Annotated in this window: 21 protein-coding genes; 7 read left to right on the forward strand and 14 right to left on the reverse strand. The window is 61.6% G+C overall.

The window, feature by feature from the left end:
• Window positions 1-27 precede the first annotated feature (27 nt).
• Window positions 28-540 (forward strand): dihydrofolate reductase, encoded by a 513-nt coding sequence (locus ACKUG4_RS23615; RefSeq protein WP_085612000.1) that lies wholly within the window; start codon window positions 28-30, stop codon window positions 538-540.
• A gap of 88 nt (window positions 541-628) precedes the next feature.
• On the opposite strand, the gene ACKUG4_RS23620 is transcribed toward ACKUG4_RS23615, so the two are convergent.
• On the reverse strand, window positions 629-2,020 hold the full coding sequence (locus ACKUG4_RS23620) for an L-cystine transporter (RefSeq protein WP_064600151.1): 1,392 nt from the start codon (window positions 2,018-2,020) through the stop codon (window positions 629-631).
• Window positions 2,021-2,261: 241 nt separating this feature from the next.
• Here ACKUG4_RS23620 and ACKUG4_RS23625 point away from each other — a divergent pair, with 241 nt between their 5' ends.
• A complete protein-coding gene (locus tag ACKUG4_RS23625; protein ID WP_445434938.1) occupies window positions 2,262-3,323 on the forward strand; it encodes an HAD family hydrolase in 1,062 nt (353 codons plus the stop codon).
• Window positions 3,324-3,515: 192 nt separating this feature from the next.
• Here ACKUG4_RS23625 and ilvD read toward each other — a convergent pair whose 3' ends face one another.
• The 6 genes from ilvD to ACKUG4_RS23655 form a co-directional block, all read right to left on the reverse strand.
• Complete coding sequence (gene ilvD / locus ACKUG4_RS23630) at window positions 3,516-5,357, reverse strand: dihydroxy-acid dehydratase (RefSeq protein ID WP_011336405.1); 1,842 nt, start codon at window positions 5,355-5,357, stop codon at window positions 3,516-3,518.
• Between the two features lie 270 nt (window positions 5,358-5,627).
• On the reverse strand, window positions 5,628-6,830 hold the full coding sequence (locus ACKUG4_RS23635; protein ID WP_445434939.1) for a multidrug effflux MFS transporter: 1,203 nt from the start codon (window positions 6,828-6,830) through the stop codon (window positions 5,628-5,630).
• Window positions 6,823-7,779: a diiron oxygenase gene (locus tag ACKUG4_RS23640; protein WP_445434940.1), complete on the reverse strand. Its 957-nt coding sequence runs from the start codon at window positions 7,777-7,779 to the stop codon at window positions 6,823-6,825. Before ACKUG4_RS23640 ends, ACKUG4_RS23635 begins: the two co-directional genes overlap by 8 nt.
• Entirely contained in the window at window positions 7,776-8,849 is a 1,074-nt protein-coding gene (locus ACKUG4_RS23645) for a SagB family peptide dehydrogenase (RefSeq protein WP_445434941.1), read from the reverse strand. The genes ACKUG4_RS23640 and ACKUG4_RS23645 overlap by 4 nt, the downstream gene beginning before the upstream one ends.
• Before the next feature lie 446 nt (window positions 8,850-9,295).
• Complete coding sequence (locus ACKUG4_RS23650) at window positions 9,296-10,492, reverse strand: class I SAM-dependent rRNA methyltransferase (protein WP_445434942.1); 1,197 nt, start codon at window positions 10,490-10,492, stop codon at window positions 9,296-9,298.
• Window positions 10,493-10,575: 83 nt separating this feature from the next.
• Window positions 10,576-11,115 carry a type 1 glutamine amidotransferase domain-containing protein gene (locus tag ACKUG4_RS23655; protein ID WP_064600129.1) on the reverse strand — a complete coding sequence of 180 codons (540 nt, stop codon included), beginning with the start codon at window positions 11,113-11,115 and terminating at the stop codon, window positions 10,576-10,578.
• 227 nt (window positions 11,116-11,342) lie between these two features.
• Between ACKUG4_RS23655 and ACKUG4_RS23660 the strand changes: the two genes are divergently transcribed.
• From ACKUG4_RS23660 to ACKUG4_RS23670, 3 genes are all read left to right on the forward strand, one after another.
• Entirely contained in the window at window positions 11,343-12,155 is an 813-nt protein-coding gene (locus ACKUG4_RS23660; protein ID WP_163976907.1) for an HDOD domain-containing protein, read from the forward strand.
• A 25-nt stretch (window positions 12,156-12,180) separates the two neighbouring features.
• Window positions 12,181-12,993 carry a bifunctional DNA-formamidopyrimidine glycosylase/DNA-(apurinic or apyrimidinic site) lyase gene (gene mutM / locus ACKUG4_RS23665; protein ID WP_011336398.1) on the forward strand — a complete coding sequence of 271 codons (813 nt, stop codon included), beginning with the start codon at window positions 12,181-12,183 and terminating at the stop codon, window positions 12,991-12,993.
• Window positions 12,994-13,062: 69 nt separating this feature from the next.
• Window positions 13,063-13,386, forward strand: coding sequence for a multidrug transporter (locus ACKUG4_RS23670; protein ID WP_074690137.1), 324 nt, complete (start codon window positions 13,063-13,065; stop codon window positions 13,384-13,386).
• A gap of 117 nt (window positions 13,387-13,503) precedes the next feature.
• Here the strand turns inward: ACKUG4_RS23670 and ACKUG4_RS23675 are convergent, their stop codons facing one another.
• The 5 genes from ACKUG4_RS23675 to ACKUG4_RS23695 all read right to left on the reverse strand — a co-directional run bounded on the left by ACKUG4_RS23675 (window position 13,504) and on the right by ACKUG4_RS23695 (window position 18,091).
• Entirely contained in the window at window positions 13,504-13,755 is a 252-nt protein-coding gene (locus ACKUG4_RS23675) for a YfhL family 4Fe-4S dicluster ferredoxin (protein ID WP_003195146.1), read from the reverse strand.
• A 102-nt stretch (window positions 13,756-13,857) separates the two neighbouring features.
• Window positions 13,858-14,337, reverse strand: coding sequence for a pantetheine-phosphate adenylyltransferase (coaD, locus tag ACKUG4_RS23680; RefSeq protein ID WP_007953414.1), 480 nt, complete (start codon window positions 14,335-14,337; stop codon window positions 13,858-13,860).
• A gap of 115 nt (window positions 14,338-14,452) precedes the next feature.
• Window positions 14,453-16,048, reverse strand: coding sequence for a GMC family oxidoreductase (locus tag ACKUG4_RS23685; protein WP_445434943.1), 1,596 nt, complete (start codon window positions 16,046-16,048; stop codon window positions 14,453-14,455).
• Between the two features lie 42 nt (window positions 16,049-16,090).
• Window positions 16,091-16,636 carry a twin-arginine translocation pathway signal protein gene (locus ACKUG4_RS23690; RefSeq protein ID WP_445434944.1) on the reverse strand — a complete coding sequence of 182 codons (546 nt, stop codon included), beginning with the start codon at window positions 16,634-16,636 and terminating at the stop codon, window positions 16,091-16,093.
• A 24-nt stretch (window positions 16,637-16,660) separates the two neighbouring features.
• Complete coding sequence (locus ACKUG4_RS23695; protein WP_445434945.1) at window positions 16,661-18,091, reverse strand: coniferyl aldehyde dehydrogenase; 1,431 nt, start codon at window positions 18,089-18,091, stop codon at window positions 16,661-16,663.
• A 146-nt stretch (window positions 18,092-18,237) separates the two neighbouring features.
• On the opposite strand from ACKUG4_RS23695, the gene ACKUG4_RS23700 reads away from it, so the two are divergent.
• Together ACKUG4_RS23700 and ACKUG4_RS23705 are read left to right on the forward strand one after the other, a co-directional pair.
• Window positions 18,238-18,909, forward strand: a complete 672-nt coding sequence (locus ACKUG4_RS23700; RefSeq protein ID WP_039767914.1) for a TetR/AcrR family transcriptional regulator — start codon at window positions 18,238-18,240, stop codon at window positions 18,907-18,909.
• A gap of 28 nt (window positions 18,910-18,937) precedes the next feature.
• Window positions 18,938-19,792 (forward strand): sulfurtransferase, encoded by an 855-nt coding sequence (locus ACKUG4_RS23705; protein WP_445434946.1) that lies wholly within the window; start codon window positions 18,938-18,940, stop codon window positions 19,790-19,792.
• A gap of 4 nt (window positions 19,793-19,796) precedes the next feature.
• Here the strand turns inward: ACKUG4_RS23705 and ACKUG4_RS23710 are convergent, their stop codons facing one another.
• Both ACKUG4_RS23710 and ACKUG4_RS23715 read right to left on the reverse strand, forming a co-directional pair.
• A complete protein-coding gene (locus ACKUG4_RS23710) occupies window positions 19,797-20,627 on the reverse strand; it encodes an AraC family transcriptional regulator (protein WP_064600108.1) in 831 nt (276 codons plus the stop codon).
• A 4-nt stretch (window positions 20,628-20,631) separates the two neighbouring features.
• Window positions 20,632-21,630, reverse strand: coding sequence for a hydrolase (locus tag ACKUG4_RS23715; protein WP_445434947.1), 999 nt, complete (start codon window positions 21,628-21,630; stop codon window positions 20,632-20,634).
• Window positions 21,631-21,654: the final 24 nt, after the last annotated feature.

Raw genomic sequence — 21,654 nt, forward strand, 5'->3', positions numbered from 1 at the left:
AAGGGCGGCTCTGGTATCCTCGCCGGCATGACTAAATCACTCCCCCTCAGCCTGATCGCAGCCCTCGGTGAAAACCGTGTGATCGGCGTCGACAACAGCATGCCCTGGCACCTGCCGGGGGACTTCAAATACTTCAAGGCCACGACGCTCGGCAAGCCGATCATCATGGGCCGCAAGACCTGGGACTCGCTGGGTCGCCCGTTGCCGGGGCGTTTGAACATCGTGGTCAGCCGTCAGCAGGATCTTGTGCTGGAAGGTGCGGAAGTCTATCCGTCGCTGGAAGCGGCCGTGGTTCGCGCCGAAGCGTGGGCGAAAGAGCAGGGCGTCGACGAATTGATGCTGATTGGCGGGGCGCAATTGTATGCGCAGGGGCTGGCGCAGGCAGATCGTCTGTATCTGACTCGCGTGGCACTGAGCCCGGAAGGCGATGCGTGGTTTCCGGAGTTCGATCTGAACCAGTGGAAACTGGTGTCGAACGTGCCGAATCCGGCTGAAGGCGACAAACCGGCTTACAACTTCGAAGTCTGGGAAAAAGCCTAAGAGCCTCGCTGGCAGGCCAGCTCCCACATTGGAATGCATATCCCTGTGGGAGCGGGCCTGCTCGCGATAGCGGTCTGTCAGACGCTACTCAAGCCTGAGCCAGTTCCGCATGCTCATCGGCATCCAGCAGTGCCTTGTCGGTCTGCTGCATCACCTGGCTGGTAATCGCACCGGCCGTGATCGAACCACTCACGTTCAGCGCCGTGCGACCCATGTCGATCAGCGGCTCGACCGAAATCAGCAACGCCACCAGCGAAACCGGCAAGCCCATGGCCGGCAGCACGATCAGCGCGGCGAAGGTCGCACCGCCACCCACGCCCGCCACACCGGCCGAACTTAAGGTAACAATCGCCACCAGCGTCGCGATCCACAGCGGATCCAGCGGGTTGATGCCGACGGTTGGCGCAACCATCACCGCCAGCATCGCCGGGTACAGGCCGGCGCAGCCGTTCTGGCCGATGGTCGCACCGAACGATGCGGCGAAGCTTGCCACCGATTGCGGAATGCCCAGACGACGGGTTTGCGCTTCGATGCTTAGCGGGATGCTCGCGGCGCTGGAGCGGCTGGTGAACGCGAAGGTCAGCACCGGCCAGATCTTGCGGAAGAAACGCAGCGGGTTGATCCCGGCCGCCGACACCAGCAGGCCGTGCACCACGAACATCAGGCCCAGGCCGAGGTACGACACCACCACGAAACTGCCGAGCTTGATGATGTCCTGCAGGTTGGAACCGGCCACCACTTTGGTCATCAGCGCCAGCACGCCGTAAGGGGTCAGCTTCATCACCAGACGCACCAGACGCATCACCCAGGCTTGCAGGGTGTCGATGGCGTTGATCACTTTCTGACCTTTCTCGACGTCATCCTTGAGCAGTTGCAGCGCGGCAACCCCCAGGAACGCGGCGAAGATCACCACGCTGATGATCGACGTCGGCTTGGCCCGCGCCAGGTCGGCGAACGGGTTCTGCGGGATGAACGACAGCAGCAGTTGCGGCACATTCAGGTCGGCGACCTTGCCGGCGTAGTCGGTCTGAATGGTTTGCAGACGGGCCATTTCCTGGGTGCCGGCGACCAGGCCTTCGGCGGTCAGGCCGAACAGGTTGGTCAGGCCGATGCCGATCAGCGCCGCAATCGCGGTGGTGAACAGCAGCGTGCCGATGGTCAGGAAGCTGATCTTGCCCAGCGAAGAAGCGTTGTGCAGACGGGCCACGGCGCTGAGGATCGAGGCGAATACCAGCGGGATCACGATCATTTGCAGCAGTTGCACATAACCGTTGCCGACCAGATCGAACCAGCCGATCGAGGCTTTCAGCACTGGGTTGCCGGCGCCGTAAATCGTGTGCAGCGCGACGCCGAATGCCACGCCCAGCACCAGCGCGAGCAGGACTTTTTTTGCCAGGCTCCACGTGGTGTGACGGGTTTGCGCCAGACCAAAAAGCAGGGCGAGGAACACCAGCAGGTTGAGAATCAGGGGCAGATTCATGAGGACTCCAGAAAAGACTGTGCCAACAGCCTTCCGGGGCTGCTGCGAACCGGCAAGCCTAACAGCTTGATTTCCAATGATTTAATACCGAAATCAAAGGTTGACCGTCGTTTTTGGAATAAGCGAGTGTCGCTCTCGGGGATGCAACTGGCGCAAAACGGACGTGGACGGTCGCTGACAGACGAGGACTGTCACACATATTTGTTAGCGTCGATTTCTTTGACCCAGGGAGAAAGCGCCAATGAAGTTCACACCGAAATTTCTGGCTGTCGCACTGACTGTGGGGATGGGCCTGGCCACTCAGGCATTCGCCACCGACCTGAAGCACTGGCCGGCGGATCAGGCCAAGGCATTGGACGCGATGATCGCCGCCAACGCCAACAAGGGTAACTACGCGGTGTTCGACATGGACAACACCAGTTACCGCTACGACCTCGAAGAGTCGTTGCTGCCGTTCATGGAAAACAAGGGCCTGATCACCCGCGACAAGCTCGACCCCTCCCTGAAACTGATACCGTTCAAGGATACCGCCGACCACAAGGAAAGCCTGTTCAGCTACTACTACCGCCTCTGCGAAGTCGACGACATGGTCTGCTATCCATGGGTCGCGCAGGTGTTTTCCGGCTTCACCCTCAAGGAACTCAAGGGCTACGTCGATGAGCTGATGGCCTCGGGCAAACCGGTGCCGGCGACCTATTACGAAGGTGACGTGGTCAAGAATCTGGATGTGAATCCGCCGAAGATCTTCACTGGCCAGAAAGAGCTGTACAACAAACTGATGGAGAACGGCATCGAGGTCTACGTGATGACCGCCGCCTCCGAAGAACTGGTGCGCATGGTCGCGGCCGATCCGAAGTATGGCTACAACGTCAAACCGCAGAACGTGATCGGCGTGACCACCTTGCTGAAGAACCGCGACACCGGCGAGCTGACCACCGCGCGCAAGCAGATCACTGCCGGCAAATATGACGAGAAAGCCAACCTCGGCCTCGAACTGACCCCGTACCTGTGGACCCCGGCGACCTGGATGGCCGGCAAGCACGCGGCGATCCTGACCTACATCGACGAATGGAAAAAACCGGTACTGGTGGGTGGCGACACGCCGACCAGCGACGGCTACATGCTGTTCCACGATGTGGACGTGGCGAAGGGCGGCATTCACTTGTGGGTCAACCGCAAGGACAAATACATGACCCAGATTCAGGGCATGATGGCCAAGCACGCGGCGGCCCAGGCGAAAGAAGGCTTGCCGGTGACGGCGGACAAGAACTGGGTGATCGTCAAACCTGAAGAAATCCAGTAATCCTTTCTACGATGATCGTTCCCACGTCGAGGCGTCGAACCGTCCGCGTGGGAATGCCTACGGGGACGCTCCGCGTCCAGTGACGCGGAGCGTCACGGGCTGCATTCCCACGCAGAGCGTGGGAACGATCAAACTGAAGGCAAAAAAATGCCCCGCACTTGGCGGGGCATTTTTGTTTCTGCGATTTGACGCTTACAGCCCGTCGAGCATCGCCTTGTTGCGCACCGCACCCTTGTCGGCGCTGGTCGCCAGCAGGGCGTAGGCCTTGAGGGCAGTGGTCACTTTGCGTGGACGCTGTTCGACCGGTTTCCAGCCTTTCTTGTCCTGCTCGACCCGGCGGGCAGCCAGTTCTTCGTCGCTGATCAACAGGTTGATCGAGCGATTTGGAATGTCGATCAGCACCTTGTCGCCGTCCTGTACCAGACCGATCGCGCCGCCGGCCGCAGCCTCTGGCGAAGCGTGGCCGATGGACAGACCGGAAGTGCCGCCGGAGAAACGGCCGTCGGTCAGCAGGGCGCAGGCTTTGCCCAGGCCTTTGGATTTCAGGTACGAGGTCGGGTAGAGCATTTCCTGCATGCCCGGACCGCCTTTCGGGCCTTCGTAGCGAATGATGACGATGTCGCCTTCCTTCACTTCGTCGGCGAGGATGCCACGTACCGCGCTGTCCTGGCTTTCGAAGATCTTCGCGTTGCCCTCGAACACATGGATCGACTCGTCGACGCCGGCGGTTTTCACCACGCAACCGTCCAGGGCGATGTTGCCGTACAGCACGGCCAGGCCACCTTCTTTCGAATAGGCGTGTTCGAAGCTGCGGATGCAGCCGTTTTCACGGTCGTCGTCCAGGGTTTCCCAGCGGGTTGACTGGCTGAACGCGGTTTGCGTCGGAATGCCCGCCGGGCCTGCCTTGAAGAAATGGTGCACGGCTTCATCGTCGGTCTGGGTGATGTCCCACTTGGCGATGGCTTCTTCCATGCTGCGGCTGTGCACGGTCGGCAGGTCGGTGTGCAGCAGGCCGCCACGGGCCAGCGAACCGAGGATGCTGAAGATGCCGCCGGCGCGGTGAACGTCTTCCATGTGGTACTTCTGGATGTTCGGCGCAACTTTGCACAGTTGCGGCACCTTGCGCGACAGACGATCGATGTCACGCAGGTCGAAGTCGATCTCGGCTTCCTGGGCAGCGGCCAGCAAATGCAGGATGGTGTTGGTCGAACCGCCCATGGCGATGTCGAGCATCATCGCGTTCTCGAACGCCTTGAAGTTGGCGATGTTGCGCGGCAGTACCGACTCGTCGTTCTCGCCGTAGTAGCGTTTGCACAGCTCGACGATGGTGCGGCCGGCCTGCAGGAACAGCTGTTCGCGATCGCTGTGGGTGGCCAGGGTCGAACCGTTGCCCGGCAATGCGAGGCCCAGGGCTTCGGTCAGGCAGTTCATCGAGTTGGCGGTGAACATGCCGGAGCACGAACCGCAGGTCGGGCAGGCGCTGCGCTCGTACTCGGCAACCTTCTCGTCAGAGGCGCTGGAGTCGGCGGCGATCACCATGGCGTCGACCAGGTCGAGACCGTGGCTGGCCAGTTTGGTCTTGCCGGCTTCCATCGGGCCGCCGGAGACGAAGATCACCGGGATGTTCAGGCGCAGAGCGGCCATCAGCATGCCCGGGGTGATCTTGTCGCAGTTCGAGATGCAGACGATGGCGTCGGCGCAGTGGGCGTTGACCATGTACTCGACGGAGTCGGCGATGATCTCGCGGCTCGGCAGCGAATAGAGCATGCCGTCGTGGCCCATGGCGATGCCGTCGTCCACGGCGATGGTGTTGAATTCCTTTGCAACGCCGCCAGCGCGTTCGATCTCACGGGCAACCAGTTGGCCCAGGTCCTTCAGGTGAACGTGGCCCGGTACGAACTGGGTGAAGGAGTTGGCAATGGCGATGATCGGCTTCTTGAAGTCGTCATCCTTCATCCCGGTGGCGCGCCACAATGCGCGGGCGCCGGCCATGTTGCGGCCGTGGGTGGATGTTTTCGAGCGGTAATCTGGCATGGAGCACTCCGGGCGGCTAATCAGGTATCAAAGGGGAGTGAGCTTCTATTGACGTCTGGAACACTCAGAAATGGCCGTGTGTCCTGATGTTGCCGATGACGTTGCGGGATCGCCGCTGGTCTCAGCCTGAGCTCATAAACCCGCCGGGGATGAATGGCGATGAATCTCGCGATTCTACACCGCTGGCGTCAGGAGGGAATGGCGCAAAACGTTGTTCCAGTGCTGACGAAGCGTGCGGGATGACGACCGGCAGGGTTAATCGCTGTCCGGTTACCCCACAAGATCGCTGCGCCGACTGATTCGGGCGTTCAATGCCAGTGCCACCCCACTGAGCATCACGAAGCTGTAGCCCAGCGTGGATTGCAGGTTGGCAGGGCTCAGACTGATCAGCGCACTGATCAGCCCGCCGCAAATGAAGATCAGCGTGCTGCCGGCGGATGCCGACGTGCCGGCATTTTCGGGAAACAGACTCATCGCCCGCGAGGTAGCTGCGGGCCGGGCGATGGTGGTGCCGGCGGTGCAGATCAGCATCGGGATCAATACCGTGGCCGGGGTCAGCGCGAAGTTCGATGACAGATAGAGCATGCTCAGGCCGGCGAACAGGATCAGGCTCAACCCGACGATAATCTGCTGGCCACCGTTGATCCGCCTGCTCAGCACGCTGGCCAGGATGCCCCCGACTATATACGCCGCGCCGTAGATCAGCAGGAACAGCGAGAAGTCATAAGCGGACAGTTGCAGGCGGTCCATGAAAATCAGCGGCGAAATCACGATGAAGGAAAAGTGACAGGCGAAGGCAAACGCCGAAATCAGCCAGTAACCGACGAAGTCGAAATCTCCCAGTACCCGTCGGTAAGCCTTCAGAAAGTGGGTGGGTGTGCCCCGGGCTGCCGGCCGGCTGTTGTCCAGAAACCACCAGGCCTTTAGCAGCACGATGGCGGACAGTGCGGTAAACACCCAGAAGCTGCCGCGCCAGCCCAGCGTTGCCTGAAGAAAGGTACCGGCAAGAGGCGATACCGAGATGAAAATTCCGGTGGCGGTGACCATCAGGATCCGCAAGCGATTACGCTCCTCGCCTTCGAACAGGTCCTGCACCAGCGCTTGTGATAGCACGAAGCAACCGCAACCCAGCGCCTGCACCACCCGAAACATCAGGAACAGCGAATAGTCCGAGGTCATCACGCACCCCAAGGCGCCGATCATTGAAGCGCTCATGCCGGCGAGCAGCAGGCCTTTGCGTCCGATCACATCCGACAATGGACCGATCAACAGCTGGGCGAAGGCAATCCCGACAGCGAACAGGCTGATCGACAGGGCGATGTCCGCCGGGGTGCGGCCAAAGTGTTCGGCCAGCGCCGGGAACGAAGGCAGCAGGACATCCAGCGGGAAGACGCCGAGCAACACCATTGCCAGCAGGAGGCTGACAGCCCCGCGCCGCTGTCGCGGAGTCACCACAGATTGTCCGTCATCCATCGATCAGTCCTGCCCTGGCAAAAAGTGTCTGGTTTTGAGGTTCGGCGAAAAAACCGGCTTTCTTCAACGCGCTCAGTGTGGCGAGGCTGCCGGCGCGTGCCCGCCGCCGACTGGCCTGGGTCGTTGTCATCGTGGCGAGAATGTCCACCACCGTGGTGTTTGCAATGCCCGCGCCACCGAGGCTTTCCTGGAGCCAGTGCTCATCCACTTCGAAGAAAATTTGCAGAATGTCGAGCAAGGTCGTCGCGGTAAACGTTCGCTGTCGCGGGTTCAGGTGCAACCAGAGGTAGTGGAACACTTCTGTGAAATACCGGCTGTGGCGGGCTTCATCGGTGAGGTGATCGCGCAGCATGTCGTTGACACCGGACACCAGACTGTCGCGGCAGACATCCAGCAGTTCACGGGCAATGATGGTTTCCGAGACGAAACCCAGAAGAAAGCACGCCAGCGGCCGCTGCTCCTGACTGGTGCGAGCAATCAGCAGGTTCATCCGGGTGATTCGTCTGGGCATGACCGGGCGCCCGGTGATGGCGTAGAGGCTGGCGATCTGCTCCGCGACCTGACTGGAAAACAGCGCGTGATAGCCCTCGTCGGTGTAGAGCTGGAGCGCGGCGGTTTTCATCGGCGCCGGCACCGCGACCGGAAGCTCGCCATGCACGATGGTTTCGACGGCGCGATTGACGATCCGGTGTTCGAGCAACGTGGTGTAATCGAGAAAATGCACCAGATGTCGGGCCGTGAGCCGATGCAGCATCGAACGGCCCGCTGCTTCAATAGACGGGTGGGCCAGATAGGGCAGGAACGCCGGCGGAAACCAGTGCCGGGTCTCCAGTTGTTCCTGCACGTTGTCCGGCAAGTGGTAATCGTGGGGGCTGGTGCGGACCGAGGCGCGGGTGTTCCAGTCACTCAGGGTGAAGTGAAAAACCGGGGCCGGGGCGAGATTGTTCATGATTGCGCCTCGCGCAGAAGGTCGCGCATTTCCTGACACATCGCTTGGCCATCGCTTTCCCCGCAACCGACGAAGAACAAGGGTTGTTCCGCACTGTTCTCGAGCTTCAGCAATGTTTCGACCTGCTCATCGGAAAACGCGCCCGTGAGCCAGGTGTTCATGCCCAGCGCGGTGGCCACCAGTTGAAACGTCTGCGAAAGGTGCCCGGCTTCGACGAACGCCATTCGATAGGCGCGCGAATGCGGGTATTTCCACCAGAGCCGGTCGAAGCGGGCGGTGATGAACAGGCCCAATGGCAGGTTGTTGATGAAGTGCTGGCCCGCGAGCAGGTTGCCAAATTCGCTGTCGGGCAACGTGCTGATGAAGCTCAGGGCATGTTCGGCAGGGTGGTAGGCATAGACGCCAGGCGCCAGTGCGTCGACGTTCTGCACCAGCACGAACCCGGCGCAGGCATTGAGGCCGCCTCCGGAAGGGCTGCTGCGTCGCGCTCCAAGTCCGTCGGCGATGCTGTCGTCGCGGTCGGCTGCGCGTTCTCGCAGGTAGCCGAGTGACAGGTAAAGCAAGGTGCCGACATCATCCAGCGAAACGGCGGCACCGGTGAAGGAGCGGCAGGTCTTTCGTCGGGTCAGTGAACTCAACAGGCTGTCGTCATTCAGTACGAGCGGTGCGGGCAGGGTGATGAGCGCGTTCGGACCGGTATCCGCAGGGATGTCGGGCGGAGGTGAAGTGGCAAGCACTGTGTTGCAGTGTTCGAGGTATTGCCTGGACCATTCCTGAATATTTCGGGGAGTCTGTTCGCACGGAATATCCCGAGTGCCGATATGGTAGATCCTGGACAGTTCATCCCAGCCCCAGACAGGTGCCGGGATTTTTGAAGAAGTCAGTATTCCGCTATCTAAAAGTTGTGTGTCTATTGTGTTGCTGTTGTCATATAAATCAGGGTTGTGAATAAGTTGCGCCAATCGAGTGGAATACTCAAGGTCAAGTTCATGTTGAGTATGGTCTTTGTAATTCCAGACTATCTGGCCGGGTGTTCGTGGCAGTATGAATAAATAAGGGTTTATATGCATGTCGGGGCACGTTGCTCTGGATGGATGCTTTGTCAGAGGCGCTGGGTAGCCGGCTATACCCAGCGCCAACCTTACTTAACGGACTTTAGGTGCGACCAGAAAAGCCAGGTTTGCGAGGGTGCGGGATTCCAGAGTAATTGCTTTCATGATTGAACTCCTTGTTCATTGGTGCTTCGTGGTTAGTTTGTGTCACCTCCTTGGTGACGACTTAATAATAGTTTGTAATGGGTTAATCGCAAGCAAATATTAAGTAGGAATATTCCAGTAATTCTGTCGGAGTGATCTTTGGATGGGAGTGAGTTTGTAAGTTAAATTTCAGTAAATAAAGTATTCGCGGAAATATCCTGCACGTCGCCAGGACGATAAATGTAGGAAAGGAAAGTTAAAGACAAAAAGAAGGGGAGCCTCTGGGCTCCCCTTTCGACAGCGTCAGTGCCGTGTGTCTGTCAGCTGTTAGGCAGCAGGCGGCAGGTGATGCTCTTGATGTAGCGGGTTTCCGGAATGGCCGGGTGTACCGGGTGATCCGGGCCCTGGCCGCCACGCTCCAGCAGCTGGATGTTGCGGTCCAGGTGACGGGCGCTGGTCAGCAGGATGTTCTGCAAGTCGTCTTCCGGCAGGTGCATCGAGCACGAAGCACTGAACAGGATGCCGTCCTTGTTGAGCAGGCGCATGGCTTGCTCGTTCAGGCGACGGTAGGCGCCTTCACCGTTTTTCAGGTCTTTCTTGCGCTTGATGAACGCAGGCGGGTCGGCAACGATCACGTCGAAGCGCTCTTCGCTGGCCTTGAGTTCCTTGAGGGCTTCGAAGACGTCGCCTTCGATGCAGGTCATCTTGTCGGCAAAGCCGTTCAGTGCAGCGTTGCGCTCAACGCCATCGAGGGCGAAGCCCGAAGCGTCGACGCAGAATACTTCGCTGGCGCCGAACGCGGCGGCCTGCACACCCCAGCCACCGATGTAGCTGTACAGGTCCAGCACGCGCTTGCCCTTGGCGTAAGGGGCCAGGCGTGCGCGGTTCATGCGGTGATCGTAGAACCAGCCGGTTTTCTGACCCTGAACCACCGGCGCTTCGAATTTCACGCCGTTCTCTTCCAGCGCCACCCACTCCGGCACCACGCCGAATGCGGTTTCGGTGTAACGCTCGAGGCCTTCGGCATCGCGGGCGGCGGAGTCGTTCTTGAACAGGATGCCGCTTGGCTTGAGTACTTGGGTCAGCGCCGCGATCACGTCATCTTTATGGGCTTCCATGGTCGCGGAGGCGAGTTGCACCACGAGGATGTCGCCGAAACGGTCGACGACCAGACCCGGCAGCAGGTCGGAATCGCCGTAGACGAGACGATAGAACGGCTTGTCGAACAGGCGCTCGCGCAGCGACAGGGCCACGTTCAGGCGATGCACCAGCAGCGACTTGTCCAGCGGCAGCTTGATGTCGCGCGACAGCAGGCGCGCGCAGATCAGGTTGTTCGGGCTCATGGCGACAATGCCCAGCGGCTTGCCGCCGGCGGCCTCGAGGATCGCCTGGTCGCCGGCCTTGAAGCCGTGCAACGGGGTTGCGGCCACGTCGATTTCGTTGCTGTAGATCCACAGGTGACCGGCGCGCAGGCGACGATCGGCGTTGGCTTTGAGGCGCAAGCTAGGCAGGGACATGACGTCGCTCCGGAAAAAAGAGCGGGAGTATACCGTGTTGCGCCTTATGCCGGGTTTGGCGTGCGATGAAACGCGCCGGAGCCCTACGCCGACAGCGCGTCGATCAGTGCGTCGCTGAACGCCGGAATATCGTCCGGTTGGCGGCTGCTGATCAGGTTGCCGTCCTTGACCACCTCCTGATCGACCCAGTTTGCCCCCGCGTTGACCAGATCGTCCTTGACCGTCTTGTAGCTGGTCATGGTCTTGCCATTGACCAGTCCTGCCGAAATCAGCAGCCAGCTGCCATGGCAGATCACCGCGATCGGTTTGCCGGCGGAGGTGCCGGTCTTGACCAGGTGCTGGGCGTCCTGGTCGATGCGGATGGTGTCAGAGTTCTGCACACCGCCGGGAAGCACCACGGCGTCGTATTGTTCGATGCTTGCGCCCTGGAAGGTCTGGTCGACCTTGAAGTCGTCTGCAGGTTTATCGTGGTTCCAGCCTTTGACGCTGCCGGCTTCGGCGGAGAGGATGTCAACCTGCGCTCCCGCCTGCTCCAGTGCCTGTTTGGGGCCAGTCAGTTCAACCTGCTCGAAACCGTCGGTTACGAGAAAAGCGACGCGCTTGCCGCTGAGAGAAGTAGCCATCGTTAAGCTCCTGAGTCTGTTGGAATTACTGCCCGAGACAGATGGAGAACTGCTCCGGGCACTACAGATTCCGAAGGCTGGTGGAAAGTGAAAGTTCCTGCGAATTGCCCACTGGTGTGTCGTGCGTCGGTTTTTAGAGGTTAGAATCGCCGCCTGTCCCAGAGTGTGTACTTATGTCCCAAGAGCTGACCACCGAACAGATTCAACAGTCCCTGCAAGGCATCAGTGTGCCCGCGCAGCCGCAGATCATGGTGGATCTGCAAATGGAGCAGTACATGCCCGACCCGGATCTGGAGACGATCGCCAAGCTGATCTCACAGGATCCCGGCCTGTCCGGCTCGCTGCTGAAAATCGTCAATTCGCCCTATTACGGCCTGAGCAACAAGATCACTTCGATCAAGCGCGCGGTGAATCTGTTGGGCAGTCGCTCGATCATCAATCTGATCAACGCGATGTCGATCAAGGGCGAAATGAACGATGACACCATCGTCACCCTCAACCGTTTCTGGGACACCGCCCAGGACGTGGCCATGACCTGCCTGACCCTGGCCAAACGCGTCGGCACCGAGGCGAGCGACGAGGCTTACGCCCTAGGCCTGTTCCATGACTGCGGCGTGCCGCTGATGCTTCAGCGTTTCCCGGATTACATGACGACGCTCGAAACGGCTTACGCCAACGCGGGTGCCGAGCGCCGGGTCGTGGACACCGAGAACGATGTCTACAACACCAACCACTCGGTGGTCGGTTATTACACCGCCAAGTCCTGGCGTCTGCCGGAGCATGTCAGCGCAGCCATCGCCAACCACCACAATGCCCTGGCGATCTTCAGCGACGAAACTTCGCGCAACAGCCAGATGAAAAACCTGCTGGCGATCCTCAAAATGGCCGAGCACATCTGCGCGTCGTACCGGGTGCTGGGCAACCAGACCGAAGATTTCGAATGGCAGGCGGTCGGGCCGCTGGTGCTCGAATACATCGGCCTCTCGGATTACGACTTTGAAACGTTGAAGCAGACCATCCGCGAACTTGGCGCGCACTGATTTAGCAACCTGATTCGAGACCCCCATGCCTGAATTGCCGGAAGTCGAAACCACCCGCCGCGGTATCGCCCCGCACCTGGAAGGCCAGCGTGTCAGCCGGGTGATCGTGCGTGACCGGCGGCTGCGCTGGCCGATTCCCGAAGACCTCGATGTGCGCCTGTCCGGGCAGCGCATCGTGCTGGTCGAGCGGCGCGCCAAGTATCTGCTGATCAATGCCGAAGTCGGCACGCTGATCAGCCACTTGGGCATGTCGGGAAACCTGCGGCTGGTTGAGGTCGGGATGCCGGCGGCCAAGCATGAGCATGTCGATATCGAACTGGAGTCGGGCCTGGCCCTGCGTTACACCGATCCGCGGCGCTTCGGGGCGATGCTCTGGAGCAACGATCCGCTCAATCACGAATTGCTGATCCGTCTGGGTCCGGAGCCGTTGACCGATCTGTTCGATGGCGAGCGGCTGTATCAGCTGTCGCGCGGGCGGTCGATGGCGGTCAAGCCGTTCATCATGGACAACGCGGTGGTGGTGGGGGTCGGCAATATCTACGCGACCGAAGCGCTGTTCGCCGCCGGCATCGATCCGCGCCGCGAAGCCAAGGGCATTTCCCGGGCGCGCTACTTGAAGCTGGCGATCGAGATCAAACGCATCCTCGCCGCGGCCATCGAGCGTGGCGGCACCACGTTGCGCGACTTCATCGGTGGCGACGGGCAGCCGGGGTATTTCCAGCAGGAGCTGTTTGTCTACGGTCGCGGTGGCGAGCACTGCAAGGTCTGTGGCACGGGCCTGCGGGAAATGAAGCTCGGCCAGCGCGCCAGCGTCTGGTGTCCGCGCTGCCAGAGCTGAGCAGGGCGTCCGAAAAAGTCCTACGGTCTATAGTGAGATGTCTCACTGTTCAGCCCGAAGGATCGTGCCATGAAGTCCTTGCAAACCCTCATCGCCGCACTGCTGCTGTGCTTCAGTCTGACCGTTCAGGCCACGGAAGGCGGCAGCGGTGATCCGCGTTACGCCATCCAGAATCCACCTGCCTACGCCATGCTCGGCGATCTGCTGATTGCCCGACCATTGCTGGTGGTGGCGACGGTGATCGGCGCCGGGGCGTTTGTCGTGTCGTTGCCGTTCACCGCGCTGGGTGGCGGAATTGGCGATGCGGGAGAGGCGCTGGTGGTGGCGCCGGCGAAAGCGGCGTTCGTGCGATGCCTGGGTTGCACAGGGGAAGGATTCGAGCAGCGCGAGTGAGCTGATCCGCTTTTTGCGGTGTTGCCGATGGCCCTTTCGCGAGCAGGCTCACTACCACAGTGGAATGCATTTCAAATGTGGGAGCGAGCCTGCTCGCGAAGGAGAGCGCTGAAGGACTCAGGCCTTGCCGGTGATCTTGCGGTACTTCTCCATCAACTGTTCTTCAGTCTCCGGATGGGCTTCGTCCAGTGGAATGCAATCCACCGGGCAGACCTGCTGGCACTGCGGCTCGTCGTAGTGACCGACGCACTGGGTGCACAGGTTCGGGTCGATCACGTAGATCTCTTCGCCTTGGGAGATGGCGGCGTTCGGGCACTCGGGTTCGCAGACGTCGCAGTTGATGCAATCGTCGGTGATGATCAGGGACATGCTAACTCCAGCCGGGGCGGGGAGCCCGGGCGCTATGAATCAATGCGCGCAATTGTGCCGCATTGGCGCCCGTAGTGCACGCGGGCGCCGTTTGAACGGTCGTTACTTCTTGAAGCGCAGGGTCAGGGCCTCGGCCACCGCCGGGTGGACGAACTTGCTGATATCGCCGCCCAGGGCCGCGATTTCCCGCACCAGGGTCGAGGAAATGAACGAATAACGTTCGGACGGGGTGAGAAACAGGCTCTCCACATCCGGGGCCAACTGGCGGTTCATGTTGGCCAGCTGGAATTCGTATTCGAAGTCCGATACCGCGCGCAGGCCACGCAGGAACACGTTGGCGTTCTGCTCTTTGGCGAAATGCGCCAGCAGCGTCGAGAAGCCGACCACTTCCACGTTCGGCAGGTGTTTGGTGACCTCGCGGGCCAGCTCGACCCGTTGTTCCAGCGGGAACAGCGGATTCTTCTTGGGGCTGGCGGCGACGGCGATGATCACGTGGTCGAACAGGCGCGAGGCGCGTTCGACCAGATCGCCATGGCCCTTGGTAATAGGGTCGAAGGTACCTGGGTACAACACTCGGTTCATCGCGTCGTCCTGGCGGGAATCCGTTGGGGAGTCGGATGGTATCGCAGCCGTCCCGGTCGGGAAAGTCGCCTGTTGGATAAGAAAGCACTATAGACGAGCGGAATTTTCGTCTTTTTCACGGGTTTCTCAGCCGTTCGCCGAGAGATGTCGCCAGTTGCGCCGTCAGCCCATACACCGACAACTGCGGGTTGGCGCCGATGCTGGTGGGGAACAGCGAGCCGTCGTGAATCGACAGATTGCGCAGTTGATGATGGCGGCCGAGGCTGTCGGTGACCGCGCTTTTCGGGTCTTCGCCCATCGCGCATCCGCCCATGACGTGGGCGCTGCCCAGGCGGGTGCGATACAACTCCAGACTCAGGCTGTCGATCAACGAGCGGGCCTCGGCCAGGCTGTTCACGTAGCGCGCATCGGCGTGCATCGGCATCACCGCTTTGGCGCCGCCGGCGAACTGGATCTCGGCCATGCTGTGGAAGGATCGGCGCAAGCCTTCCCAGGTGTAAGGCGACACCTGATAGTCGAGCACTGGCGAGCCGTCACCGCGCAGCTCGACGCTGCCGCCCGGGCTGTCCGGGTGAAAACCGTCACGCAGCAGGGCCAGCATCGCGTGGGTGTGGGGCAGGTCCGCCATGTGTTGCGCGCTTTCCTGACCGAACCCGCCGAGCAACGTGGCGGCCAGCGCCGGGTGCAGCGGCGGCACTTCGAGTTTGTAGGCCATCGGGCCGGTGGTGCCGTCCTTCCACTGGAAATGGTCCGAGTAAATCGACTGCGGCGCACCGTAGAACGGGTTGATCACCTCGTCGAAACGCCCGGCGGACATGTTCACCAGATGCAGGAAGGTGCGCTTGCCCAGGCGTTTGTGCGGATCCGGCGCGTCCGAACGCATCAGCAGCGCCGGGCTGTTGATCCCGCCGCCGGCCAGCACGTAATGCCGTGCCTTGACGGTGATCGTGCGTCCAGTCGGCTCGACGCAACGTTCGTCCATCGCCACGCATTGCAGGCCGATGACCTTGTCGCCGTTGATCAAAAGCTTTTCGGCCCGGGCCAGATAGAGCAGTTCGCCACCCTTTTCCAAAGTCGCCGGAATGGTCGTGACCATCATCGATTGCTTGGCGTTGGTCGGGCAGCCCATGCCGCAGTAGCCCAGATTCCAGCAGCCGCGTACGTTGCGCGGGATCACGTGCCAGCTGTAGCCGAGTTGTTCGCAGCCTTTGCGGATCACGTCGTTGTTGGCGTTGGGCGGCACCATCCACGGGGCGACCCCGAGTCGCTGCTCCATTTTTTCGAACCACGGCGCCATGTCGGCGGGGCTGTGGCCTTTGACGTTGTGTTCCCTGGCCCAGTGTTCGAGGGTCGGTTCGGGGGTGCGAAAACTCGATGTCCAGTTGATCAGCGTGGTGCCGCCGACCGCGCGGCCCTGAAGGATGGTGATCGCGCCGTCCTTGCTCATGCGGCCGATGCCTTCCTGATAGAGGCTGCTGTAGGCCTGGTCTTCCAGCAGTTTGAAATCGCTGCTGGTCTTGAGCGGGCCTTCTTCGATCAGCAGCACTTTATAGCCGGCGGCGCTGAGGATTTCCGCCGTGGTGCCGCCGCCGGCGCCGCTGCCGATGATGGCGACATCAGCTTCCAGGGTCAGGTCATCGCTGAGTTGCGCGCCGTTGTAGGTTTTCCAGCCACGGGCGAGGCCTTCGCGAAACGGGTCGGGTACGGGCATCGATCAGGTTCTCTTATTATTGTTTTGCGTGGGTCGCCAGGCTCAAACGGCGGGCGGGCCGGGGTAACCGCAATGGGCCCAGGATTCGGCGCGGGTGTACCAGGCCATCATCACCATTTGCAGCAATGAGCTGTGGCCCATGCGCAGCAGGCTCAGAGAGCTGTTTTCCCAGCGTTCGAGGAAGTGGCGGATCGCCTCGGGGCTGGCGTTTTCCCAACTGCCCCAGATTCCGGTCAATGGTCCGCGCGTCACGGCCATGCCCAGCACGTCGAATAGTTGTCGCGTGAGCTTGAGCATTTCCGGCGACAGGTGATCGAGGCTGTAGTCCAGCGACTTAAGCGTTCCGTCGACAGCAGCGGGCATCTTTTCCACAGCAACGGCGCCCTCCAGCATCACTGGAATCAGCGCGCGCAGAAACAGCAGATCAGCGCTGCGCAGCGTGGCGAACCCGTTGGCTGAAACGCTCGACGAACAGCCGCTGAGGCTGGCACCAAGGCCAGCGGTGGCGAGGAAAGCCGTGGCACCCAGGCTGAATTTCAGCAGGCCGCGGCGCGACAGGGCAGGTGTTTCGGTCAGGCTTGGGTGCATTGTTGTTATTACCCGGCGATGACGTTAGCGAATGAACAGTTTCTGGATCAGTTTCTGAATGGATTTGCCGTAGGGCGGGTAGATCAGCTTCGCCGCATTGAAGCGCTGTTTGACCAGCACGCCCTTGGCCTTGCTGAACGTCAGAAAACCTTCGTGACCGTGGTAATGCCCCATGCCTGACGGGCCGATGCCGCCGAACGGCATGTCGTCCTGCGCCACGTGCAGCAGCGTGTCATTGAGGCAGACGCCACCGGAATGGGTTTCGCTGAGCACGCGTTTCTGTTCGCGCTTGTCGTAGCCGAAGTAGTAAAGAGCCAGAGGACGTGGCCGCTGATTGATGTAAGCAAATGCCTGATCCAGATCCTGATACGGCACGATCGGCAGCAACGGGCCGAAGATCTCGTCCTGCATGACCGTCATCTCGTCGCTGACATTCAGCAGCAGGCTGTGGGGCATGCGCCGGCCCTGGCCTTGGTCAAACAACGGAATCAGCAGCGCGCCCTTGCTGGTGGCGTCGCTGAGGTAGCTGTTGAGCCGCGCCAGTTGGCGCTCGTTGATGATGGCGGTGTAGTCCGGGTTGTCGGCGAGTGTCGGATAAAACCCGCGCACGGCCTGGCGATAGGCTTCGACGAAACCGCCGATGCGCTCTTCCGGCACCAGCACGTAGTCCGGGGCCACGCAGGTCTGGCCGGCGTTGAGGGTCTTGCCGAAAGCGATGCGCTCGGCGGCGTCCTTGAGCGGCACGTCGCGGGAGACGATGGCCGGGGACTTGCCGCCCAGTTCCAGGGTCACCGGCGTCAGGTTCTCTGCCGCTGCGCGCATCACGTGCCTGCCGACGCTGGTGGAGCCGGTGAACAGCAGGTGGTCGAAGCGCATTTTCGAAAACGCCACGCCGACATCGGCCTCGCCGAGCACCACGCACACCAGATCCTCGGGGAAGATCCGCGCCAGCAGTTCCTTGAGCAAAAGGCCCGTGGCCGGGGTCGATTCGCTGAGCTTGAGCATCACCCGATTGCCGGCCGCAAGGGCGCCGGTCAGCGGGCCGATGGCCAGGAACAGCGGGTAGTTCCACGGCACGATGACGCCCACCACGCCCAGCGGCTGGTACACGACTTTCGCCGACGCGGGCTGGAAAGCAACGCCGACTTTGCGTTTTGAAGGTTTCATCCACTGGCTGATGTGCCGACTGGCGTAGTGAATGCCGTGCAGGCTCGGCATCAGCTCGGCGAGCAGGGTTTCATCGGCGCTGCGGTGGCTGAAGTCGGAGCTGATGGCGTCGATCAAGGCCTGCCGCTCGCTGCTCAGCAAATCGCGCAGGGCCTTGAGCCATTGCTGGCGCTGGGCCGCAGGCGGCAGCGGGTTGGCGGCGTAGGCGGCACGCTGCGCGTCAAACAGCCGGTTGAGCTCTTCCAGCGGCTGTTGCAGCGTTTGCAGGTAGGCAATATCGGCAGTCATCGGCGGCTCCGGAGTTGTTGTTGTGAGGAGCTTTTTAGAGTCTATGCTCTAGAAAGTCAAATGGCTTCCTTGCGCATCCTGGTTTTATCCCGTTCCGGTTAGGCCGTAAGATGCCCCCCAACGCACTCTGAATTAAAGCTCAAGCCATGGCCCCACGGATCAAAACCAGCGAGCGCATCGTGCAGAACAGCCTCGAGCTGTTCAATCAGCAGGGCGAGCGCAGCATCAGCACCAATCACATCGCCGCCCACATGGAGATATCTCCGGGCAATCTGTACTACCACTTCCCCAACAAGCAGGCGATCATCGCCGTGCTGTTCAGTGAGTACGAAAGCCTGGTGGACAGCTTCCTGCGTCCGCCTCAGGGCCGTGCCGCGACGGTCGAAGACAAGCGCTTCTATCTCAAGGAGCTGCTGTCGGCGATGTGGCGCTACCGTTTCCTGCACCGCGATCTCGAGCATCTGCTCGACAGCGATCCTGAGCTGGCCGGGCGCTACCGGCGCTTCTCCCAGCGCTGCGTGATCCAGGGCGCGGCGATCTATGAAGGGTTCGTTGCCGCCGGAATCCTGAAGATGGACCGGGTGCAGATCGAATCCTTGACTCTCAACGCGTGGATCATCCTCACCTCATGGGTGCGCTTCCTGTGCACGACCCGGGAGAATTCCAACTACCTCAGCGAACAGGCCATCAAACGTGGCGTGTATCAGGTGCTGGTGCTGGAAGCAGGGTTCGTCACCGAGCAGGCCCGCGATGAGGTCAACGCCTTGTTCGAAGAGTTCTACGTGCCGCTGGCCCAGGCCCTCGAAGAGAGACCGTAAGCCCATTTCCTCACTGGAGTCGTTCGCTATGCCGATTGCGCAACTGATCAGCCCGACCGCACTGGATGCCCGCAAGGCGCAACCGGGGCTGGTGATTCTCGATTGCCGCTTTGCCCTCGAAGACCCGGATTACGGCCAGCGCAGCTACGCCGAGGGGCACATTGCCGGGGCACATTTCGCCGATCTTGAACGCGACCTCAGCGGCCCGGTGATCAAGGGCGTGACCGGTCGCCATCCGTTGCCGGAGCCGGCGGCGCTGATCGAACGCCTGCAAGCTTTCGGCATCAATAACGACAGCGACGTGGTTCTGTATGACGACGGCCCGGGCGCCTATGCGGCGCGGGCCTGGTGGTTGCTGGCGTGGCTGGGCAAGCGCGACGGCGTGTTCATTCTCGATGGCGGGCTCAAGGCCTGGCATGCGACGGGGCTGCCGTTGAGTCTCGATCCACCGTCAGCGGCCCGGGGCAACTTCAGCGGCAAGCCTGACATGAGCCTGCTGCTCAGCGCCGAGCAATTGCAGCAACGCCTCGGCCAGCCGGCCCTGACCCTGCTCGATGCCCGCGCCTTGCCGCGCTTCAAGGGCGAAGTGGAGCCGATCGACCCGATCGCCGGGCACATTCCCGGCGCGCAATGCGCGGCGTTTACCGACAACCTGGGCAGCGACGGGCGTTTCCTGCCGGCCGATCAGCTCAAGCAGCGTTTCGCCGCGAAACTCGGCGGGCGCTCGCCGAACGATCTGGTGGCTTACTGCGGCTCCGGGGTGACGGCGTGTCACAACCTGTTTGCCCTGTGTCTGGCGGGTTATCCATTGGGTTCGCTGTATGCCGGATCGTGGAGCGAGTGGATCAACGAGCCTGCGCGCGGTATCGCCACCGGCGAGTAAACGCTCAGCGATCCAGCCGCGCACTGCGATAGGCCGCCGGCCCCACGCCGTATACCTGTTTGAACTGGCGGCTCAGATGGCTCTGGTCGGCAAATCCCAGCTGCGTGGCGACTTCCACCGGCAGGCAGCCGCTCTGCAACAAGCCGCGCGCGCAGGCAATTCGCTGCTGCATGAGCCAGCTGTGCGGCGGCATGCCGGTGGCGCGGCGGAACACCCGGGCGAAGTGGAAGGGCGAGAGGTTCACGGCCGCCGCCAGTTCTTCCAGCGAGGGTGGCGCCGCCAGTTGCGCGTGCAGCAACTCCTTGGCCATCGCCACTGCGCGGTGCTCCTTGCCAGGGTTGCCGCTGATCTGCACCGCTGCGTGACGCTGCAACAGCAGCATCATCATTTCCCGCCACACGGTTTGCTGTTGCAACGCGGTGGCGGGGCTTTCGAGCAAGCGGTGCAACTGACAGAAACCGTTGACCAGGTCCGGATCGCGATACAGCGTCGCCCCGAAGGCCGGCATCGGTGCGGTCGGCAGTTCCAGTTCATTCAGCAGCGCGACGATCTGCCCGGTGTCGGGATAAAACGCCCGGTACAGCCAGCCGTCCTCGGTGCCCTTGTGGCCGTTATGCACTTCGTCCGGATTGATCAGCACCAGCGTGCCGCTGCCCGCCAGGTGTTCGGCGCCGCGATAACGGTAGCGCTGGGCGCCGGCCATGATCATGCCGATCACATAACCGTCGTGGACGTGCGGGGCGAAACGATGCTCGATGTAGCGCGCGGTCAACAGCTCGACCCCGGCCAGGGGCGCGGCTTGCCAGAAGCGGATCGACTCGCCCTGATCGGCCATGACCTCACCCGCGCCCCGCGTCGGCCAGCCACTGCGGAATACGTCGTTCCAGGTAATAACCCGGCTGGCGGAGCGTGCCGTCGACGAAGCCGACGTGCCCGCCCTTGTTCTGCAATTCGAATTGCGTCGTTGCCGACAACTCACTGGCCTGCGGCAGGCTGTGGGGAAACACGAACGGGTCGTCCGCTGCCTGAATGATCAGGGTCGGCGTGCGGATCTCGCCGAGAAAATAGCGGCTGGATGCCCGGCGATAGTAATCCTCGGCATCGGCAAAGCCGTGCAGTGGCGCGGTCACCCGGCCATCGAAATCCCAGAAGGTGCGCATGTTTTCCAGTGAACCGAGGGCGGCCAGTGCGGCGAGACCATCCTCGCGCCCGTCGTGCTGGAACTGACGCTGCTTGTTCTTGATGTAGGCCACCATCTCGCGCATGAAGTGCGCCTGATAGACCTTCGAGAAACCCTGGCCAATACGATCGGCGCATTGATCGAGGCGAAACGGCACCGACACCGCCACCGCACCGAGCACGCCGCTGGCGCTGCCGGTTTCCCCCAGGTGCTTGAGCAGCACGTTACCGCCAAGGGAGTAGCCGACCGCATACAGCGGCGCCAGTGGCCGCTTGGCTTTCAGATGGCGGAGGGTTTCGGCGAGGTCTTCGCTGGCCCCGGAGTGGTAGCTGCGCGGCAGCAGGTTCGGCTCGCCGGAGCAGCCGCGCCAGTTCAGCGCGACACTGGCCCAGCCTTGCGCGGCGAGCGCTGCCTGGATTCCGGCGACGTAGGGGGAGTTGGAAGAACCGGTCAGCCCGTGCAGCACCAGTACCAGTGGCGCTTCAGCGCTGTGCGGGCCATACCAGTCGAGGTCGAGGAAATCGCCGTCGTCCAGCCACAGCCGTTCGCGCTGGCGATCAAGGTGCACGGTTTTACGCCACAGCGGCCCCCACAAGGTTTGCAGGTGCGGATTGCCGAGGCCGAAGGCGGGGATGAACGGTTTTGACGAAGGGGACACGATTGCTCTCGATGCAGCGCAGCG

It is taken from the genome of Candidatus Pseudomonas auctus (assembly GCF_048654275.1).
In the GTDB taxonomy this organism is placed as follows: Bacteria; Pseudomonadota; Gammaproteobacteria; order Pseudomonadales; family Pseudomonadaceae; genus Aquipseudomonas; species Aquipseudomonas pharyngis.

Bases quoted from the DNA above. Each gene is read 5' to 3' on its own strand.
- ACKUG4_RS23615 (WP_085612000.1), top strand. From the start codon at position 28: ATGACTAAATCACTCCCCCTCAGCCTGATCGCAGCCCTCGGTGAAAAC.
- ACKUG4_RS23620 (WP_064600151.1), bottom strand. From the start codon at position 2,020: ATGAATCTGCCCCTGATTCTCAACCTGCTGGTGTTCCTCGCCCTGCTT.
- ACKUG4_RS23625 (WP_445434938.1), top strand. From the start codon at position 2,262: ATGAAGTTCACACCGAAATTTCTGGCTGTCGCACTGACTGTGGGGATG.
- ilvD (WP_011336405.1), bottom strand. From the start codon at position 5,357: ATGCCAGATTACCGCTCGAAAACATCCACCCACGGCCGCAACATGGCC.
- ACKUG4_RS23635 (WP_445434939.1), bottom strand. From the start codon at position 6,830: ATGGATGACGGACAATCTGTGGTGACTCCGCGACAGCGGCGCGGGGCT.
- ACKUG4_RS23640 (WP_445434940.1), bottom strand. From the start codon at position 7,779: ATGAACAATCTCGCCCCGGCCCCGGTTTTTCACTTCACCCTGAGTGAC.
- ACKUG4_RS23645 (WP_445434941.1), bottom strand. From the start codon at position 8,849: ATGCATATAAACCCTTATTTATTCATACTGCCACGAACACCCGGCCAG.
- ACKUG4_RS23650 (WP_445434942.1), bottom strand. From the start codon at position 10,492: ATGTCCCTGCCTAGCTTGCGCCTCAAAGCCAACGCCGATCGTCGCCTG.
- ACKUG4_RS23655 (WP_064600129.1), bottom strand. From the start codon at position 11,115: ATGGCTACTTCTCTCAGCGGCAAGCGCGTCGCTTTTCTCGTAACCGAC.
- mutM (WP_011336398.1), top strand. From the start codon at position 12,181: ATGCCTGAATTGCCGGAAGTCGAAACCACCCGCCGCGGTATCGCCCCG.
- ACKUG4_RS23670 (WP_074690137.1), top strand. From the start codon at position 13,063: ATGAAGTCCTTGCAAACCCTCATCGCCGCACTGCTGCTGTGCTTCAGT.
- ACKUG4_RS23675 (WP_003195146.1), bottom strand. From the start codon at position 13,755: ATGTCCCTGATCATCACCGACGATTGCATCAACTGCGACGTCTGCGAA.
- coaD (WP_007953414.1), bottom strand. From the start codon at position 14,337: ATGAACCGAGTGTTGTACCCAGGTACCTTCGACCCTATTACCAAGGGC.
- ACKUG4_RS23685 (WP_445434943.1), bottom strand. From the start codon at position 16,048: ATGCCCGTACCCGACCCGTTTCGCGAAGGCCTCGCCCGTGGCTGGAAA.
- ACKUG4_RS23690 (WP_445434944.1), bottom strand. From the start codon at position 16,636: ATGCACCCAAGCCTGACCGAAACACCTGCCCTGTCGCGCCGCGGCCTG.
- ACKUG4_RS23695 (WP_445434945.1), bottom strand. From the start codon at position 18,091: ATGACTGCCGATATTGCCTACCTGCAAACGCTGCAACAGCCGCTGGAA.
- ACKUG4_RS23700 (WP_039767914.1), top strand. From the start codon at position 18,238: ATGGCCCCACGGATCAAAACCAGCGAGCGCATCGTGCAGAACAGCCTC.
- ACKUG4_RS23705 (WP_445434946.1), top strand. From the start codon at position 18,938: ATGCCGATTGCGCAACTGATCAGCCCGACCGCACTGGATGCCCGCAAG.
- ACKUG4_RS23710 (WP_064600108.1), bottom strand. From the start codon at position 20,627: ATGGCCGATCAGGGCGAGTCGATCCGCTTCTGGCAAGCCGCGCCCCTG.